General features: G+C 70.1%; 16 protein-coding genes and 1 pseudogene. 8 read left to right on the top strand and 9 right to left on the bottom strand.

Annotated features, from left to right (window positions below):
- Positions 1-437: 437 nt before the first annotated feature.
- A complete protein-coding gene (locus tag ACZ49J_RS09350; protein WP_467446946.1) occupies positions 438-1,076 on the top strand; it encodes a PucR family transcriptional regulator in 639 nt (212 codons plus the stop codon).
- A gap of 592 nt (positions 1,077-1,668) precedes the next feature.
- Here the strand turns inward: ACZ49J_RS09350 and ACZ49J_RS09345 are convergent.
- The gene (locus tag ACZ49J_RS09345; protein ID WP_467446944.1) at positions 1,669-3,030 is read right to left on the bottom strand and encodes a glycoside hydrolase family protein; all 1,362 of its coding nucleotides are present in this window, start codon (positions 3,028-3,030) and stop codon (positions 1,669-1,671) included.
- 204 nt (positions 3,031-3,234) lie between these two features.
- On the opposite strand from ACZ49J_RS09345, the gene ACZ49J_RS09340 reads away from it, so the two are divergent.
- The 4 genes from ACZ49J_RS09340 to ACZ49J_RS09325 all read left to right on the top strand — a co-directional run bounded on the left by ACZ49J_RS09340 (position 3,235) and on the right by ACZ49J_RS09325 (position 7,653).
- A complete protein-coding gene (locus ACZ49J_RS09340) occupies positions 3,235-4,257 on the top strand; it encodes a LacI family DNA-binding transcriptional regulator (RefSeq protein ID WP_467446943.1) in 1,023 nt (340 codons plus the stop codon).
- A 95-nt stretch (positions 4,258-4,352) separates the two neighbouring features.
- Positions 4,353-5,705, top strand: a complete 1,353-nt coding sequence (locus ACZ49J_RS09335) for an ABC transporter substrate-binding protein (protein WP_467446941.1) — start codon at positions 4,353-4,355, stop codon at positions 5,703-5,705.
- An 80-nt stretch (positions 5,706-5,785) separates the two neighbouring features.
- Entirely contained in the window at positions 5,786-6,784 is a 999-nt protein-coding gene (locus ACZ49J_RS09330; protein ID WP_467446939.1) for a carbohydrate ABC transporter permease, read from the top strand.
- Between the two features lie 2 nt (positions 6,785-6,786).
- Positions 6,787-7,653, top strand: coding sequence for a carbohydrate ABC transporter permease (locus tag ACZ49J_RS09325; protein ID WP_467446938.1), 867 nt, complete (start codon positions 6,787-6,789; stop codon positions 7,651-7,653).
- Positions 7,654-7,673: 20 nt separating this feature from the next.
- Here the strand turns inward: ACZ49J_RS09325 and ACZ49J_RS09320 are convergent, their stop codons facing one another.
- Entirely contained in the window at positions 7,674-8,624 is a 951-nt protein-coding gene (locus tag ACZ49J_RS09320) for a hypothetical protein (RefSeq protein WP_467446936.1), read from the bottom strand.
- A gap of 138 nt (positions 8,625-8,762) precedes the next feature.
- Between ACZ49J_RS09320 and ACZ49J_RS09315 the strand changes: the two genes are divergently transcribed.
- On the top strand, positions 8,763-9,389 hold the full coding sequence (locus ACZ49J_RS09315) for a Uma2 family endonuclease (RefSeq protein ID WP_467446935.1): 627 nt from the start codon (positions 8,763-8,765) through the stop codon (positions 9,387-9,389).
- Positions 9,390-9,422: 33 nt separating this feature from the next.
- On the opposite strand, the gene ACZ49J_RS09310 is transcribed toward ACZ49J_RS09315, so the two are convergent.
- The 7 genes and pseudogenes from ACZ49J_RS09310 to ACZ49J_RS09280 all read right to left on the bottom strand — a co-directional run bounded on the left by ACZ49J_RS09310 (position 9,423) and on the right by ACZ49J_RS09280 (position 15,173).
- Complete coding sequence (locus ACZ49J_RS09310; protein WP_467446934.1) at positions 9,423-9,890, bottom strand: hypothetical protein; 468 nt, start codon at positions 9,888-9,890, stop codon at positions 9,423-9,425.
- Positions 9,891-9,988: 98 nt separating this feature from the next.
- The gene (locus ACZ49J_RS09305; protein WP_467446933.1) at positions 9,989-10,417 is read right to left on the bottom strand and encodes a nuclear transport factor 2 family protein; all 429 of its coding nucleotides are present in this window, start codon (positions 10,415-10,417) and stop codon (positions 9,989-9,991) included.
- A 192-nt stretch (positions 10,418-10,609) separates the two neighbouring features.
- Entirely contained in the window at positions 10,610-11,542 is a 933-nt protein-coding gene (locus tag ACZ49J_RS09300; protein WP_467446931.1) for an LAETG motif-containing sortase-dependent surface protein, read from the bottom strand.
- A 421-nt stretch (positions 11,543-11,963) separates the two neighbouring features.
- Positions 11,964-12,623 carry a UvrB/UvrC motif-containing protein gene (locus ACZ49J_RS09295; RefSeq protein WP_467447204.1) on the bottom strand — a complete coding sequence of 220 codons (660 nt, stop codon included), beginning with the start codon at positions 12,621-12,623 and terminating at the stop codon, positions 11,964-11,966.
- A gap of 195 nt (positions 12,624-12,818) precedes the next feature.
- Positions 12,819-13,469: pseudogene (locus ACZ49J_RS09290) on the bottom strand (Clp protease N-terminal domain-containing protein); the annotation flags it as partial.
- A complete protein-coding gene (locus tag ACZ49J_RS09285; protein ID WP_467446930.1) occupies positions 13,469-14,785 on the bottom strand; it encodes a caspase family protein in 1,317 nt (438 codons plus the stop codon). The gene ACZ49J_RS09285 and the pseudogene ACZ49J_RS09290, both read right to left, overlap by 1 nt.
- A gap of 1 nt (position 14,786) precedes the next feature.
- Positions 14,787-15,173, bottom strand: a complete 387-nt coding sequence (locus tag ACZ49J_RS09280; RefSeq protein ID WP_467446929.1) for an effector-associated constant component EACC1 — start codon at positions 15,171-15,173, stop codon at positions 14,787-14,789.
- A gap of 258 nt (positions 15,174-15,431) precedes the next feature.
- Between ACZ49J_RS09280 and rpmF the strand changes: the two genes are divergently transcribed.
- Both rpmF and ACZ49J_RS09270 read left to right on the top strand, forming a co-directional pair.
- Entirely contained in the window at positions 15,432-15,602 is a 171-nt protein-coding gene (rpmF, locus tag ACZ49J_RS09275; RefSeq protein ID WP_467446927.1) for a 50S ribosomal protein L32, read from the top strand.
- A gap of 147 nt (positions 15,603-15,749) precedes the next feature.
- Positions 15,750-16,709, top strand: coding sequence for an ATP-binding protein (locus ACZ49J_RS09270; protein ID WP_467446925.1), 960 nt, complete (start codon positions 15,750-15,752; stop codon positions 16,707-16,709).
- The last annotated feature ends 37 nt before the right edge of the window (positions 16,710-16,746 follow it).

The raw sequence follows: 16,746 nt of genomic DNA, 5'->3' as shown, positions 1-16,746 counted from the left end.
GCATCCTTGGGGCCGGGTCGGCGGCCGGGGAAGGCCGTGCGGCGATTGTCCGAAGAACTCTGAGGGGTGTGTGATCAGAGGGTTTGGAGTGATCTTGAGTGACGACGACGGCCGGGGCCTCCGTCCTCACCCCGTATCCCGTCCGCACGCGCTCCGTATCTCGCCCGGACCCGCTCCGCACCGTGCCGTGCCCGCCCTGTGACCGCTCTGATGAAGCTTTGATGTGGCTCGGATGTTCCTGTGACTCTCGTCCTGTTGTCTGTACATGATGGCCGCGCCGGGCGGCGGCGCTGCCCCCTGGTCCAAGGACGACGCCCATGGCCACACAGCCTCTTCTCCGCCCGTCGGAACCGGCCCGGTCGGCCCCATCCGATCGGTCGGCGCCCGTGCGCCCCCTGCTCCCGGGGTTCGTCGCTCTGGCCACGCCCACCGGACCCGTGGCTCCGACGCAGGCCTGGGCCGTGCTGGGCGTGCAGGCGATGGGCTTCACCGATCACGCCCTGACCAGGGTGATCGGGCGGTTCTGCGGGGCCGGGACCCTGGTGCGGCTGAGCGGCGGCCACGGGCACGTCCTGGCGCCCGCCGGGGACCGGCAGCACGCCCTGCGGCTGGCCCACCGGCTGCGTGCCGAGTTCGGCGGCTCGGTGTGGATCTCGGTGACCTGGCGGCCGTACGAGGAACTGGCGGGCGGCGTACGGGAGGCCGAGGACGTCCTGCGGGTCGCGTGTGCGCTCGGGCGGCGGCCGGGCGTGCACCAACTGGACGACGTGGCAGTGGAGTTGGCCATTGCGGGAAACCCCGAGGTGTCCCGTCGCCTGGTGGCGCTCATCGAACCCGTCGTGGCACGGCCGGAGTTGCTGCGCACCCTGGAGGCGCTGATCGCAGCCGACGGCAACCGCGCCCGGGCCGCGGCCGACCTCATCATCCACCGCAGCACCATCGACTACCGGCTGGGCCGCATCGAGGCGCTGACCGGCCACTCGCCGGTCCGCGTCCGCGGACTCCAGACCTTGTGCACGGCCCTCGCCGCCCACACCCTCACGCGTCCCCGGGGCATGTCGCCGTCCGAGGCGTGAACACTTCGCCGCGAAGTGTTCACGCTTCGGCGGTGCCTCGCCCCCGCCGCCCCTACCCGTCCCATCCCCAGGGGCTCCGCCCCTTCGACCCCGCCAAGGGGGCTGCGCCCCCTGGACCCCCGCCCCTCTGGGGCTCCGCCCCGGACCCGGTTGCGGGGCCGCCCCCGGATCCCCGTCCTTTCGGGGCTCCGCCCCGGACCCCGCTTCGGGGGCCAGCCCCCGGACCCCCGCTCCTCAAACGCCGGAGGGGCTGGATGGTGCGGGCCGGGCTGGATGCTGGGGCGTGGCTGGATGGTACGAGCGGCGCTGGATCGTGCGAGCCGGACTGGATGGTACGAGCGGCGCTGGATCGTGCGAGCCGGACTGGATGGTGCGGGCGGCGCTGGATCGTGCGAGGACGCGCTGGAGCGTGCGAGGCCGCTCTGGACATTTCCAGGCCCGGGCCTGGAGGGCCGGCCGAGCCCAGGCATATCCAGCCCGTCCGGCGTTTGAGGACGAGGCCGCAAGGCCGACCAGCGGGGTCTGGGGGCGCAGCCCCCAGGGATGGGACGGGTAGGGGCGGCGGGGGCGAAACCACCGGGTGACGCCGACGTCACCCCAACGGCAACCCCGGCCACACCGCAGACGCGTCATCCCGACCAGGATCAGGCAGACGCACCACCCGCACAGGCACCGCCCGCACCCACCCACCACCGACCGCCGTCCACGGCACCGCCCTCCCCGAGTAGCAGAGGGTCGTCAGCGCGAACACCCCGTCGGCGTAGACCTCGACATACTCACCGACGGTCAGAATCCGCAGCGTCTCGACAGGTCCGTCCAGAACCGTCTCGCCGAGGCGGACCCCGTCCGGCCCGGTGACCCAGAGCTCCTTCCCGTCGCAGCCGACGACGAGAGCGGGCTGACCACCCCCGCCCCCACCCCCGCCCCCACCGGCACGCAACGTGACCTCCACGCGCCCCGACACGACGACATCACCCACCGCGTGCGGCGCCGGGCCCTCCGTCACCTCACCGAGCCAGGCGTCGATCCCCGCCCACCACTCCAGCCGCGGCGCCGAACCCTCCTCCACCACAAGGGACTTGGGCTGCGCGAGCATCCCGCGGCACCGCTCCCCCTCGTCACTGAGACCGACACGGCGGGGCGTGGTGTGCAGGACAACGCGCGAGCCGTCGGGAGCCTCGATCACGCGGGGGGCGTACGCGCCCGTCGGGCCGAGCATGCCGTGCCGCGTCCACGGACCCCGCAGCCGGGGAGCCGTCCACGCCTCGAAGCCCCGGGTCTGGCCGATGGAGCCGAGCAGCAGCCAGCCGCCGTCGTCCAGCCGTTCCAGCACCGGGCACTCCAGCTCGTCGACGTCGCCCGGGGACACGAGCGGCGGGTGCACCGTCCAGTGCTCCAGGTCGTCGGACGTGGCCAGGGCGACGCAGCCGCTGACCTCCACCGGGAGGGAGGCGTCACTGGCGCAGATCACCATGACCCAGCCGTCGGACTCGTCGTCGCGTACGACGAACGGGTCGCGCCAGCCCATGCGCTCGCCCGTGCGGTACCAGCGCGGATCCGCCTCGACGACCGGCCCGGTGCCGTGGCGGCGCCAGCCGGTTCCGTCGGTGCGGTCCGAGTACGCGAGCCCGACGGACTGGAGGGGCCAGCCGGCGGGCGTGAGACCGGAGACCCCCGTGTAGAACATCGCCATGCCGTCCCCGTGCCGGAACGGGTGCATCGTCCACACCGCCTGCTGGTCGAAGCGGCCCGGCAGCCCGTTGCCGAAGGCGGTGCCCTGCGGTCGCCAGTGGACCAGGTCGGTGGAGGTCGCCCTGCCGTAGGAGGTCTCCATCCGCAGATGGTCGAACTCCGCGGTCCAGGGGCCCTGAAGGTGCAGCACCGCGTACGTGCCGTCGTCGTCACGGAGCAGGGCGAAGTCGTTCACGCAGAGGCCGGGCGGGGCGTATCGCATGCACAGTTCCTGTCGGCTCGGAGCGCGCAAACGCATGCGCTGTCCATTGACCCAGAAGATCTCTATTCGAAATCGGCCCCAGTAAATCTGAACGCAAACGCTTGCGCAACAAGATGGGCGGGTCTACGGTCACGACACCCACAAGTCGTCACGACTTGACCAGTAGTCACCACAACGACGTGAACCGACGGGAGGCACCGCGCCGTGACGGTCAGCATCACCGACGTCGCCCGCGCCGCCGGAGTCTCGGCGTCCACTGTGTCCCGCGCACTGCGCGGCCGGCCGGGCGTCTCCGAGGAAGTGCGGGCGCAGATCGCGGCCGTCGCGGCCCAGCTCGGCTACACCGCCTCGCGGTCCGCCTCCAGTCTGGCCAGCGGGCGCACCTACACCATCGGGGTGGTCGCCCCGTACATCGGCCGCTGGTTCTTCGGCACCGTGCTGGACGCGGCCGAGCAGGTCTTCAGCGCCGCCGGGTACGACGTGCTGCTGTACAACCTCGGCTCGCCCGAGGCGCGCAAGCGCTTCTTCACCAAGCTGCCGGTCCGCAAGCGCGTGGACGCGGTGCTGTCGCTGCTGATCCCCGACCCGGACGAGACCGCCGCGCTGCGCTCGCTCGGCGTGCCGCTGGCCTCGACCGTCGGCGGCGCCCGGGAGGGGTTCACGGTGGTCGGCATCGACGACCGGGCGGGGGCCGAGAGCGCCGTACGGCATCTGGTGAACCTGGGCCACCGGAGGATCGGCATGATCTCCGGCGCCAGCGGGCCCCTGCACTGGACGACGCCCGTCGACCGGCGTCAGGCGTACCTGGAGGTGCTCGCCGACGCCGGGATCGAACACGATCCGGTCCTCGAGGCGGACGGCGGCTACACCCTGGAGGGCGGCGAGCGCGCCATGACCGAGCTGCTGGCCGCGTCCCGGCCGCCGACGGCCGTGTTCGCGCAGTCCGACGAGATGGCGATGGGTGCGATGCGCGCCCTGCGCCGCCACCGGCTCGCGGTTCCGGACGACGTGTCGGTCGTCGGCTTCGACGACCACGAACTCTCCGAGGTGGTCGGGCTGACGACCGTCGCCCAGCCGGTCGCGGGCCAGGGCGCCGAGGCCGCCCGCCTGCTGCTGCGGCAGCTGGACGAACCGGGCACCCAACCACCCGCCGACAAGGTGCGGATGCCCATCCGTCTCGTCCTGCGCGAGACCACGGCCCCGCCCAACCCGCGCGGACCGCAGTGACGCGCCCTGCCCCCGCCCGGCCCTCAGACGGCTCCCCCAACCCACATGTCCCCGAAAAACCCTCATCACCGCACCGACGCACGGAGGCACCAACCATGATCGCCGGAATCCCGAGGTCCAAGAGGTACCGTCCCGCGGCCCGCACGGGCCTGGCTCTCCTCCTCCCCCTGGCGGCGCTGGCCGCGTGCGGCGGGGGCGGCGGTACCGGGGCCTCCGCCGAGGGCGGCAGCGGCAAGGGCACCATCAGCGTCTGGGCCCACCAGGGCCAGCAGAGCGAGGCCGCCGCCCTGCAGAGCGCGGTGAAGTCCTTCAACTCCTCCCAGAACAAGGTCAAGGTCGAGCTGAAGCTGATACCCGAGAAGGACTACACCAAGACCATCACGACCACGGACGCCGACAAGCTGCCGGACGTCCTGGAGTTCGACGGCCCGACCATGGGCAACTTCGTCTACAACAGCAAGCTCGCCCCGCTCGACTCCTACCTCTCCGCCAAGACCCTGGACAACGCCACCGACGCCAGCAAGGCGCAGGGCGAGATCGACGGCAAGCACTACGGTCTGGGCGTCTACGACTCCGGGCTCGGCGTCTACGGCAACAAGAAGCTGCTGGACGCGGCCGGCGTGAAGTACCCGAAGGGCCTGTCCGACGCCTGGACGGCGGACACGTTCGACGCCGCCCTGAAGGCGCTCAAGGCCAAGGACTCCGACGGCAAGGTCCTCGACATCCAGGAGGGCAACGGACTCGCCACCGAGTGGGGCACCTACGGCTTCTCCCCGATCGTCTGGTCGGCCGGCGGTTCGCTGCTCAAGGACGGCAAGGCGGAGGGCTCCGTCGACTCGCCCGCCGTCGTGTCGGCGCTGAAGACCTTCCAGTCCTGGAAGCCGTACGTCGACGCCAACACCGACGGGAACGCCTTCGCCAAGGGCCGGGTGGCGCTGAGCTGGGTCGGCCACTGGATGTACCCCGCCTACAGCGAGGCGCTCGGCGACGACCTCGTGGTGCTGCCGCTGCCCGACTTCGGCAACGGCCCCAAGACCGGCCAGGGCTCCTGGGCCTGGGGCATCGGCGCCAACACCAAGAACGCCAAGGCCGCGGGCACCTTCCTCGACTACCTGCTCGCCGACGACAGCGTCACCGCGATGACGAAGGCCAACGGCGCCCCGCCCGCCACCAAGTCCGCGCTCGCCGCCAGCGACCTGTACAAGCAGGGCGGCCCGCTCCAGCTCTTCGCCGACCAGCTCGCCAAGCCCTGCGGCGACTCGGACATCAGCAAGTCCTGTGTGGCCGTCACCCGCCCGGTGACCGCCGGATACCCGGTGGTGACCTCGAAGTTCAGCGAGGCCCTGAACTCGATCTACGGCGGCACCGCCCCGAAGACCGCCCTGTCCAAGGCCGCCCGCGCCATCGACCGCGACTTCTCGGACAACGCCGGCTACGAGATCCCGTAGGCCCCCAGGACCCCAGGCCCCAACGGTGGGGGCGGGCCCGCGTACGCCGCACCCGCCCCCGCCGGGAACAGGACCCCCTCGTGAAAACCGTGGAACCCGCACACGCCACGCCCTCCGGCCGGGAGCAGACCCCACCCATGGCCTCCAGGACCTCCGTGAAGTCCGGGCGCCCCGGACGCAAGAACCGCGACTGGCTGCACGGACTGCTCATGTCCGCCCCCGCGGTCGGCGGGCTCGTCGCCTTCGTCGGCATCCCGTTCTGCTACGCCGTGGTGCTGTCCTTCTACAACGTGCGCCTCGGCTCGCCGCTGGAGCCCACCTTCTTCGGTCTTGAGCAGTACCGGCGGCTGTTCACCGATCCCGACCTGTCCGGCCCGTTCCTGCGGGCGCTGCTGAACAATCTGACGTTCGCCCTGGTCGTCGTCCCCCTCCAGACGGCGCTGGCGCTGGGGCTCGCGATCCTGCTGAACCGCAAGCTGAAGGCGATCGGCCTGTTCCGCTCCTTCTTCTTCCTGCCCGTCGTCTTCCCCATGGCGCTGGTCGCCGTGGTCTGGCGGCTGATCCTCGCCCGCAGCGAGCAGGGCATGCTCAACTCCCTCCTGGACGTGCTGAGTTTCGGCAACTGGGGCGCCTTCGACTGGTTGGGTGACGGTGCCACCGCGATGGCCTCGATCATCGTCCTGTCCGTGTGGCAGGGCGTCGGCTTCCAGATGGTCATCCTGCTCGCCGGCCTCCAGCAGATCCCCGGTGAGCTGTACGAGGCCGCCCAGCTCGACCGGGCGAGCCGCTGGCAGCAGTTCCGTCACGTCACCCTGCCCGGCATCCGCGGCACCCTGGTCTTCGTCGCGCTGCTCACCTCGGTGCTGTCGTTCCGGGTCTTCGACCAGGTGTACATCCTGATCCGCGGCGGCGGACTGGACGAGGACTCCACCCGCACCGTGATGTACCAGGCCGTCACCACCGCCTTCGACCAGAACAACATCGGCCAGGCGTCCGCGATCACGGTCGTCTTCTTCCTGATCGTCGTGGTCCTGACCCTCGTCCAGCGCCGCGTCGTCCGCACCGACAACGAGGACTGATCATGAGCGCAAGCACCAGCAGGAGCACAGGCCTGACCCGTACGCCGCTGCGCCGCGCTCTCGACTACGCGGTCCTCTCCGTCCTGGCGTTCGTCTTCACCCTGCCCGTCCTCTACCTCTTCCTCGGCAGCCTCAAGCCGTCCGACGAGGTCCTGAACGGACTGTCCGGCTTCCTCCCGACCCACCTGTCCTTCGACAACTACGCGGCGGTCCTCGACAGCCTCAACTCCGACGCCACCGGCTACTTCTGGCGCTTCATGGGCGTCTCGCTGCTCCTGTCCTTCGTGGTCGTCACCGGCGGCCTGTTCGTCAACTCGATGGCCGCGTACGGGCTTTCACGGCTGAAGTGGCGAGGCAGGGAGGCGGTCTTCACGCTCGTCCTGCTGCTGATGCTGGTGCCGTTCGAGTCGGTGGCGGTGCCGCTGTTCTACATGTTCAACGGCCAGCGCAACACCCTCTTCATCCAGGCGCTCCCCTTCATCGCCAACGCCTTCTCCGTCTACCAGTTCCACACGTTCTTCCGCTCGATCCCGCCGAGCATCGAGGAGGCGGCCCGGCTGGACGGCGCGGGCCCGTGGCGGACCTTCTTCGCGATCATCGTGCCGATGTCGAAGCCGGCGTTCGCCTCGGTCGCGATCCTGACGTTCCTGATCCAGTGGAGCTCGTTCCTGTGGCCGGTCCTGATGGTGTCCGACCCGTCGGTGCGCCCCCTCCCCCTGGCGATGAGCGTCTTCTCCTACCAGCAGCCGCCTGACTGGGGCCAGATCCTCGCCTTCGGCGTCCTGCTGGTCCTGCCGGTCGTCGTGGTCTTCGCCTTCTTCCAGCGGTGGTTCGTGCAGGGGGTGGCGAGCTCGGCGGTGAAGGGCTGAGGGCGCGGTCGGCCCCGTACTCACCGCCCGAGGGCAGCCGCCAACTCCCCGTACGTGCCCACGAGTCGCCGGAGCCCGGAGGCGGCCGCCCTCCGGTCACCGGTCACGAGGCCGTACTGCACCCCACCGAGCAGCCGGGCCTGCCGGTGGGCGACCTCGGCCGCGGGGGCCGCCCCGAGGCGGGCGAGCCAGTACGAGGCGTCGGCGAGCCGCCGCGCACCGAGCCGAACGGCGAAGCCGGCCAGGTGCCCCCGCATACGGTCGTCCACCCCGCCCTCCACCCACTCGGCAAGACGCTCCACGGCCGCGTCCCCGCCCAGCGCCCCCGGCCGGTCGGCCGGCCCGCCGTGCTGTCCGGCCAGCCACCGCCGCGCCACGGGCAACGACTGCCGCAGCGCGTCGATCACGTCGACGTCCCGTACCAGCGCGAAGTCACTGCGCATCGTGAACGGCCCCGCGCACTCGACCTTCTCCGCCCGCCACGCCGTCACGAAGGCGTCAACGGGCAGGGTGGCGAAGGGAAAACCGTCGGGATCGTGCAGGAGCACGCGCTCGTCGTCGACGTCGAGCACGACCACCCAGTGGTCACCCCCGCTGGCCGTCCCAGCCGCCCACGGCTGGTGCAGAAGCAGCCCGATGTCGACGGGCCCGACCAGCACGGGCCCCCGCCCACACGCCTCCCGCAACCGCGCGACGGCCTCCTTCTCCTCCCCGCCCCCCGCCTTCCGGCAGCTCCACCCCAGCAGCCCCACCGCCTGGTCAAGCCCGAGATCCGGCTCCCACCCGAGCGGATCGAAGTACGGCAACGCCCCCTCGACGACCTGCGCGCCGAACGGCGACCCGGTCAGCACCTCGACCGCCGAGGCCGGCGGCGTGTCGGCGCCCAGCACCATCGCGAGGGAGTTGGAGTAGCAGTAGGGGACGGAGCCGAGAAAGGGAACGGGAGAGGGAGAAGGAGAAGGAGGGGTCATGCGCCGACCCTGACATTTTCAATTTTTTACGACAAGCCCCCTCGGCGGCGCCGATCACCCTTTGTGATGACGCTCTCGTATTCCGGCGGCTACGGTGGACACGCAGGCCGTTGAATCCCGCCCATGGGAGGAATGACCATGACCGCCGAGCCCATCGCCGAGCCGACCCCCGAGCCCGCCGACGAGCCCGGCACCCGTTGGCCTGTGCCACCGCCCGAGGGCTACACCGTGGACGACCTGATCACGTTGCCCGGCCTCCCGCCGCACACTGAGCTGATCGACGGGAGTCTGGTGTTCGTGAGTCCGCAGCGGCGTTTCCACAGCAAGATGATGGAACTCCTGGTGAACGGCCTGCGGTCCACGCTTCCGGAGCACCTCGGCGTCGAACGGGAAATGACCGTGGTCCTGGATCGCCGTAACGGGCCCGAGCCGGACGTCAGCATCGTGCGCGCGGAAGCCGTCCTTGGCCTGGAGCAGGCCCGTTTCCAGGCCAAGGACGTGGTGCTGGCCATCGAGGTCGTTTCCCCGGACTCCGAAGCTCGTGACCACGACACCAAACCTCGTAAGTACGCGGTCGCCGGCATCCCTCACTTCTGGCTGGTCGAGATGAGCGACACGGATCCCCACCCCGTCGTCCGGGTCTACGAACTGGACCCCGTCAACAGGGCATACGCCCTGACCGGCATCCACCACGACAAGCTCGACCTCAGCACCCCGTACGACATCGACATCGACATCACCCTGGAAGCACTCAAGCGGCTGTGACGCCGCTGCGCTGCGAGGCGCCGCCGGACGCGCTCACGGCGCCGTCGGAGGCGTGGCGTTGCCGTTGCCCACGGACTGGATCGTGCCGCCGACCTTCTTGCGCAGCGGCTCCAGCATCTTCGGCTTGGCGGTGATGGCCCAGCGCGGCCCGACGAGGTACTTGCCGCCGTAGATGGACGCGGTGTCCAGCCAGGTCAGCTTGAACTTCTCCTTGGGGAACGTGGTGATGAGATAGTCGCCCTCGGGCGTGTGGCAGACACCCTCCCGCAGTTCGTCCGCGTCGACGCGGATCTTCACCTTGCAACCGGTGAGGTCCGCTATCACCTCGACCTTCGCCGGCGCCACCACGGCGGCCCGCTCGGCGTCCGGCACCGGCGTGGTCTTCGCCGCCTTGCCGCCCGACCCCGCGTCGTCCGCGCCGCTGCAGCCCGCGGCCAGCGGCAGGACCAGCAGTCCCACCACGGCCGCGGCCTGGCGCACCAGCCGCTGTTTCCTCAGCACGTCCCGTCTCCGTGTCGGTCGTACGTCCTTCTTCGCAGAGCTCCCTCCCGGGAAGTACGCACGACGACGGGAAGGTGTTCAGAGATTTCGTCAGAGGTTCACAGGTTGTCGCCCCAGCCGCTCTGCAGCATCGTCTGGAACGCCCACGTCCCGCCCCGCCGGACGAGGATGTCGGCGTACCGGAGCTGCTGGGTGTGCCCCTCCATGGTCATGGTCGAGTCGGTGAAGACCACGGCCATGGCGGCGGACAGGAACACGGGCGTACGCGTGGACTCGAACGTGATGTCCTCGCCGCCCTCCCCCATGACCTGCGTCATCGTGGCGACGAACCGCTCGCGGTCCCACTGCGCCGAACGGCCGTCGCCCGCCGCGTCGTCGCTCACCAGGTTGAGCGGGAACACGGCCATGTCGGCCATGCGCTCGACATCACGCTTCGCACTCGCCGCGTCGTACTCCGCGAACCAGGCGTCCAGGCTCGCGCGGTCCTCGTCGGTGGGGACGTATCCGGTCTCGGGCAGATGGATCAAGAGGTCTCCTCTCCAGAAGGGAGATTAATCAAGTTTGACTAGCTGGGGACGGAAACAATATGCCTCGCCGAGTCAGTACTCAAACTTAATTAGAAGTGATCCGCGTCACAGGAACATGAGGCCCCGGTGGTCCCGTACGACGTCGTACGGGACCACCGGGGCCTCGGACCGGGCGAACCCGGGGGCGGACACTCAGCCGCGGTTGCCCGCCGCCCGGCGCCGGGTCACGACGAAGATGCCGCCGCCGGCCGCGACGAGGGCGGCCGCGCCGATGGCGACCGGGATCGCGTTGCCGCCACCGGTCTCCGCGAGGTCACCACCGCCGGGCGGGGTGGACGAGCCGCCGTTCGGGGTGGGCTCGGCCGGAGTCGTCGACGCGTCCGCGGGCGGGGTCGTCGAGGTCTCGGTCTTCGGCTCGTCGGGCTCCGAAGGCGTCTCCTTGCCGGGGGTGGACGGGGTCGGGGTCGGCGTGGAGGGGGCCGGCGGCGGGTTCTCGGCGGGCGGCGGGTTCTCGGTGGTCGTGCAGTCCTTCGTGCCGCCGTTCCAGGCCGCGATCAGCTTGTCCTTGATGACCGGGCGGTCCGGGCCCTTGGGCAGCTCGCCGTGCTCGAAGCCGTCCTTCGCGTCCAGCTTGCCGTCGAACTTCACGGCACCGCGGTACAGGTCGATCTGCGCGTAGCACCCCGCGTCCGGCACCGCGATGTCGAGCGAGTCGGTCTGGCCCGGCTTGACCGTGACCGTGTCGAAGTCGACGAAGACCTGCTCGCCCGAGGTCGCGAACGTCGCTCCGTGGGCCTGGTACGAGGCGAGGGATGCCGTGCAGGTGGTGGCGTCACCGGCGGTACGGACCTTGATGTGGACCTTGCCGTCGTCGGTGGGCTTGAGGTTCTGGTCGTCGACCTTGACCGAGTCGTAGAAGTTCGTCCCGTCGAGGGAGAACTGGCATCGATCGGTCTCGGTCACCGTGCCCGCGCCCTTGCCGGGCGTGTACGTCTTCGTGCCCCAGCCGTCACCGCCGGGCGTTCCGGTCGCCCAGGCGGCACCGGCCGAGACGGCGGTGAGGGCAAGCGCGGCGGCGCCTGTCCCCACCAGGCGGCTTACGGCGACACGTCTCGCTATGGACATGCAGACCCCATCTTGAAGGTGCGAGACCCGTGGCGCACGACAGCGGAGCGGACGGGCAGCACGAAGCAGCCGCCGCCAGGGCACGCCAGGGTGAAATGGTCGAAGAGACGCCGTGCTCACCGGTCACATGAGCCGCAGCGTGCGAACATCGTCGATCACCGGGAAAAGTGCTGTCAACCTCGGTGTACCCAAGGGTAGTTCAATTTACGATCACAGTTCCGACACAGAGGGAAGCGGTCGCTCCGGCGGGGCTTCGGCCTGGCTTCGGTGATCATGGCTCCGGTGCTGACGCAGCATCATGTTCGCGTCGGTCTCCCCGCTCCAGTCGCACCGGGCCCGCGCGGCCTGACCCTGACGGGCCCGGGATCGTGTTCCGGCGTGCGGCCCGGCGGTCGTTCATCGCGGCCGTACGGTGCGACGGTCAGCTCACGGACCAGATGGACGGGTCGTGCTCGATGACCGGAATTCGGCGGGCGGTGGGACGCGACGGCTCGGGGGACTGAGTGCCGGAGTACACGGCCAGCGCGGTGACGACATCGGACTCGGTGATCCTCAACCGTTCCGAGCGCGCCTTCTCTTCCGTCTGCTGACGAAAGACGAGCAGTTGCTTCTCCTGGTCCCGAAGCCTGGCCGCATGCTCGAACTCGTGTCGATTGACGGCGTCCTCCTTCATCCTCCGGACCTCCGCGATCTCCTCGTCGTACGACTCCAGCTCAGGAGACCGCGCTGCGGCACGCACCCGCGCCTGAGCACTCGCCTCGTCCAGGAGGTCGATGGCCGCTCCGGGCAGCAGCTGATCGGGAACGTGGTCGCGCGCCAGTGAGGTGGCGGCCTGGAGAGCCTCGTCGGTGATGTCGACCTGGTGGTGGCGCCCCAAGTGATCACGTTGTCCCTTGAGGATCTCCAGCACGTTCTCAGCCGACGGTTCATCCACCTGAACCGTCTGTATCAGCCGGTCGAGTCCGAAGTGGAGGTCTCGTCGCTGGTACTCCGCCCGGCTGCTCGCGCCGAGGACGAAGATGCCCGGGTGGCTGAACAGCGACTGGAACAGCGCGAACGCGTTCGTTGCGCCGTCCGGCATGTGCAAGGGGGTGAGGGCCTCGGTGAGAAAGAGCACGAGGGCGGGGTGGGCACGGACCTCGCCCAGCAGTTCCTCCATCAGTGTGACGGCCCGGCCCCGGTGCTGCGGGTCGGTGAGCAGGGCACCCAGATCGAGGGACTGGACGGTCCGGCCCTGGAGGGCCGCCGGTACGGCTCCGGCCACGATCACCTGCGCGAGGCCCTCGGCCACAGCTTCCTTCCCCACACCCGGCTCCCCGACGAGCAGCGGGACGTTCCGGTTCCGCCGGGTGAGGATCTGGATGACCCGCTCGATCTCCTTTTCCCGCCCGACGACCGGGGCGATCTCCGCGTCGCGAACGGCCGCGGTGAGGTTCCGGCCGAACTGGCGGAGAACCGGCGATGCGGGACCGTCGGTGGCGACGGTCCCCCGGTGGCCGGGGAGCAGTTGGACGACCTGCTGCCGCACCCCGTTCAGGTCAACGCCCAGCCCGACCAGCACTTCGACACCGTCACCCTGACCCTCGCGGATCAGGCCGAGCAGGATGTGCTCCGTGCCGATGTAGTTGTGGCCCAGGCTGAGGGCCTCGCGCCACGACACCTCAAGGACGTTCCTGGTACGGGGGGTGAAGGGGAGGTGCGCCGTGGGCGTCTTGCGGCCCACACCGATGTTCTCCTCCACCTGCTGGCGGGCGGCCTCCAGCGAGATCCCGAGGCTCTCCAGGACCGTGGCGGCGACACCCTCACCCTCGTGGATCAGACCCAGGAGAATGTGCTCGGTGCCGATGTAGTTGTGGTTGAGCATCCGGGCTTCTTCCTGAGCCAGCTCGACAACCCGCCGCGCGCGGTCGGTGAACCTCTCGAACATCATCCGCCCTCCTCCCCCTCCAGGACGCCGAGATCGTCCCGCGCCCGCTGCGTATGCGGATGATCCGTCCCAAGAACTCGCTCCCGATCCGCGACCAGCTGCCGCAACAACGCCACCGACTCGTCCTTCGCCCCCACCAGCGTCAGATTGCGCGCCAGCATGTGCCGGGTCCGCAGCGTGTGCGGGTCCTCGGCGCCCAGGACGCGACCGCGGTCGGCGAGCAGGACGCGCAGCATGCCGACTGCTTCGTCCCTGTAGCCGGCCTCGCCGAGGTTGACAGCGAGGAACTGCCTGGTCCGCAGGGTGTCCTCGTGATCGGGGCCGAGTACACGGACATGGTCGGCCAGCAGCTGCCGCAGAAGCTGGGCGGCCTCCATCGGGTTCCCCGCGCCGCCGAGGCCGTGGGCGTACGACTGACGGGTGCGCAGCGTGTCGGCGTCCTCCGGGCCGAGGATGCGGGTCTGTTCGTCGAGGATCTTCCGCAGGACGTCCGAGGCGCCAGTCCAGTCGCCGTTCTCGCCCTGCTGCACGGCGGCGACGTAGCGCTTGCGCAGATCGGGTCCGGCGGTCGCGGCGAAGGCCCGGTTGACGCCCAGAGCGATCTGGCTCGCGGTCCCGGCGCCGCGGTTGAGCGGCACGGGGAGACCTTCCGCCTCCATCTGCGTTCTGAGGCGCTTGTAGAGGTCCTCCACCGTGAGGAGCTCGGGTCCGCCGACCGCTCCCTCACGCAGGAGTCGCATGAACCGGCCGGAGAAGGCGGTGTGCTCCTCTCCGGGCAGCGCCAGGGCGACCTGGTCGCGCTGCGCCGAGGTCAGCACGTACGTGCCCGCCACGTCGAGCTGCCCGAGCTGCTCGGTCTCGGCTCCGGCCAGGGAGTCGGTCACCGCCCGGCCGGAGAAGCAGCAGTCCAGGATGACCAGCTTGTTGTCCGCCGGGCTGTCGAGCACGGCGTTGCGGAGCTTGTCGTACTCGAGGGAGTTGAACTCCGGGCCGGTCCACTCACTGTCGGGCAGGGCCAGATACAGGTCGTGGCGCCGGCCACTGACGAGCCCGTGTCCCGCGAAGTAGACGAGGAGCAGGTCTTCGGCCTCTTCCACCGCCGCCCTCAACCGCTGGCCGACGGTCCGCAGGTCGCCCTCGTCGAGCAGGACGGTGCAGTGCTCCTCGGGGACGAGCCCGTAGTACTGGTCGGTGAACAGGTCTGCCAGGTCGGTGATGGTGCGCCGGACGGCCGGGAGGTCGGGCAGTTTCGGGTCGGAGTACTGACTGGCGCCGATCAGCACGACCCGGGAACGGTGCCGGTCGGGAAGGCGCACGTCACTCCTGTACGTCAGGGTCGTGGTCGTGGTCCTTGTCGTGCTCCAGCGCCTGCCGCAGCAGGTGCTCCACCTCGCCGGTCTTCACGCGCTTCGCGTCGATCTCCACCGTGGCCCCGCCCTCACGCCCGATCTTCAGCCGTACGTCACTACGGCGCGGCTGCGCGAGCCACGTACGCAGAGCCGGGACGAGCGCCGTCACCAGGCCGCCCGTGCCCAGCGCGACGGTCAGGGTGTCGAGTACGGCGCCAAGCTCCCCCGCCTTGGGTTCGCTTCCACTCGAACGGACCCTCCCGGCGAGCTTCGGCTCTCCCCGTAGCCAGTCCGCAAGGGACTCGGTGTCCGCGACCGGGTCCTCACTCAGGACCGAAATGTGTGCAGCCGTCATCGCTCTGCTCCCCCGATTTCCTTGCAAAACGGCTCAGTTGAGGAGCATCAGTCTACGACCGGCCTCGCACCCCGCTCCTCCCTCTTGCTGACAATTCCCCTGCGTCCTGCCACCCCTCAGCAGTAGCGGGAGTTCCGCCGGCTGCCGGGCGAACAACCACGGGTCCGAGCCCCGCAGCCGCCACCCACTTCTTAATGGGATTCATTTTCAGGTAGCGTACTGGGCGTACACCGCACGCCCCACGACCCCGGAGCCCCCATGGCCGTCCCCAAGCGCAAGATGTCCCGCAGCAACACCCGCCACCGCCGCGCCCAGTGGAAGGCGAACACCCCGCGACTGGTGCCGGTCAGGATCGACGGCGTGACCCACCTCGTACCGCAGCACCTGGTGAAGGCGTACGAGCGCGGGCTGCTGAGCCCGGAGCGCTGAGACACTCAACTGCCCACCCGGTCCCGCGAGTTGCCCGGTCAGGCGAGTGGGGCGCGTGGCGATTTGACAAGGGTCCCGCCCCTCCCGAACCTAAGCTCATGAAAGCCATTTTCAATAGGTCTGAGGGGCTCGAGGAGGTGCGGAGCCATGCGCGTGGCCTTCGTCGGTAAGGGCGGCAGCGGCAAGACGACCCTGTCCGCGCTGTTCTCGCGGCACCTGGCCGACTCGGGTGCTCCGGTCGTCGCGATCGACGGTGACATCAACCAGCATCTGGCGTACGCGCTGGGGCTCGACGAGGACGACACCTTCCCCGCGCCGCCGCTGAGCGCGCGGACCGGGGAGATCAAGGACTACCTGCGCGGGACGAACCCGCGGATCGCCTCCCGGGAGTCCATGGTGAAGACCACGCCGCCGGGGCGCGGTTCACGGCTGCTGCGGCTGCTCGGCGACGACGAGATCCACGGCCACCACGTGCGGGACGTGCGCGGCGTCCCGCTCATGGTGACCGGGGCCTTCGACGAGAGCGACCTCGGCGTGGCCTGCTACCACTCCAAGCTCGGGGCCGTCGAGCTGTACCTGAACCACCTGGTGGACGGCCCCGGGGAGTACGTCGTCGTCGACATGACCGCGGGCGCCGACGCGTTCGCCTCCGGGCTGTTCACCCGGTTCGACATGACCTTCCTGGTCGTCGAGCCGACCAGGAAGAGCGTCTCCGTCTACCGCCAGTACCGCGACCACGCCGCCGAGTTCGGCATCTCCGTCGCCGTCGTGGGCAACAAGGTCACCGACGAGGACGACCTGCTCTTCCTGAAGGAGCACGTCGGCGACGACCTGCTGGCGCACTGCGTCCAGTCCTCCTTCGTGCGCGCCCAGGAACAGGGGCGCGAGGAGGGCCGGCTGGAAGCGCACAACACCGAGACGCTGCGCCGGCTCCGTACGGCCGTCGACTCCCGTACGAAGGACTGGGCGGCCTTCCAGCGGCACGCCGTCGAGTTCCACCTCCGCAACGCCTCCGCCTGGGCCGACGAGGCCACCGGCCAGAACCTCGCCACCCAGGTCGACCCCGGCTTCCGGCACGGCCCCGAGGCGCTCGCGGCCTCCGTCTGAACCACCCCGCACCCCCAAACGCCCCGCCCCCCAACCC

This window comes from Streptomyces sp. NPDC030840 (assembly GCF_055572015.1).
The sequence above is the reverse complement of the archived record's forward strand: the minus strand, read 5'-3'. Positions and strand labels throughout refer to the sequence as shown.

Excerpts from the sequence above, each read along its gene's own strand:
- rpmF (WP_467446927.1), top strand. The coding sequence starts at position 15,432 with ATGGCCGTCCCCAAGCGCAAGATGTCCCGCAGCAACACCCGCCACCGC.
- ACZ49J_RS09335 (WP_467446941.1), top strand. The coding sequence starts at position 4,353 with ATGATCGCCGGAATCCCGAGGTCCAAGAGGTACCGTCCCGCGGCCCGC.
- ACZ49J_RS09325 (WP_467446938.1), top strand. The coding sequence starts at position 6,787 with ATGAGCGCAAGCACCAGCAGGAGCACAGGCCTGACCCGTACGCCGCTG.
- ACZ49J_RS09295 (WP_467447204.1), bottom strand. The coding sequence starts at position 12,623 with ATGCCGGACGGCGCAACGAACGCGTTCGCGCTGTTCCAGTCGCTGTTC.
- ACZ49J_RS09300 (WP_467446931.1), bottom strand. The coding sequence starts at position 11,542 with ATGTCCATAGCGAGACGTGTCGCCGTAAGCCGCCTGGTGGGGACAGGC.
- ACZ49J_RS09280 (WP_467446929.1), bottom strand. The coding sequence starts at position 15,173 with ATGACGGCTGCACACATTTCGGTCCTGAGTGAGGACCCGGTCGCGGAC.
- ACZ49J_RS09270 (WP_467446925.1), top strand. The coding sequence starts at position 15,750 with ATGCGCGTGGCCTTCGTCGGTAAGGGCGGCAGCGGCAAGACGACCCTG.
- ACZ49J_RS09345 (WP_467446944.1), bottom strand. The coding sequence starts at position 3,030 with ATGCGATACGCCCCGCCCGGCCTCTGCGTGAACGACTTCGCCCTGCTC.
- ACZ49J_RS09320 (WP_467446936.1), bottom strand. The coding sequence starts at position 8,624 with ATGACCCCTCCTTCTCCTTCTCCCTCTCCCGTTCCCTTTCTCGGCTCC.
- ACZ49J_RS09315 (WP_467446935.1), top strand. The coding sequence starts at position 8,763 with ATGACCGCCGAGCCCATCGCCGAGCCGACCCCCGAGCCCGCCGACGAG.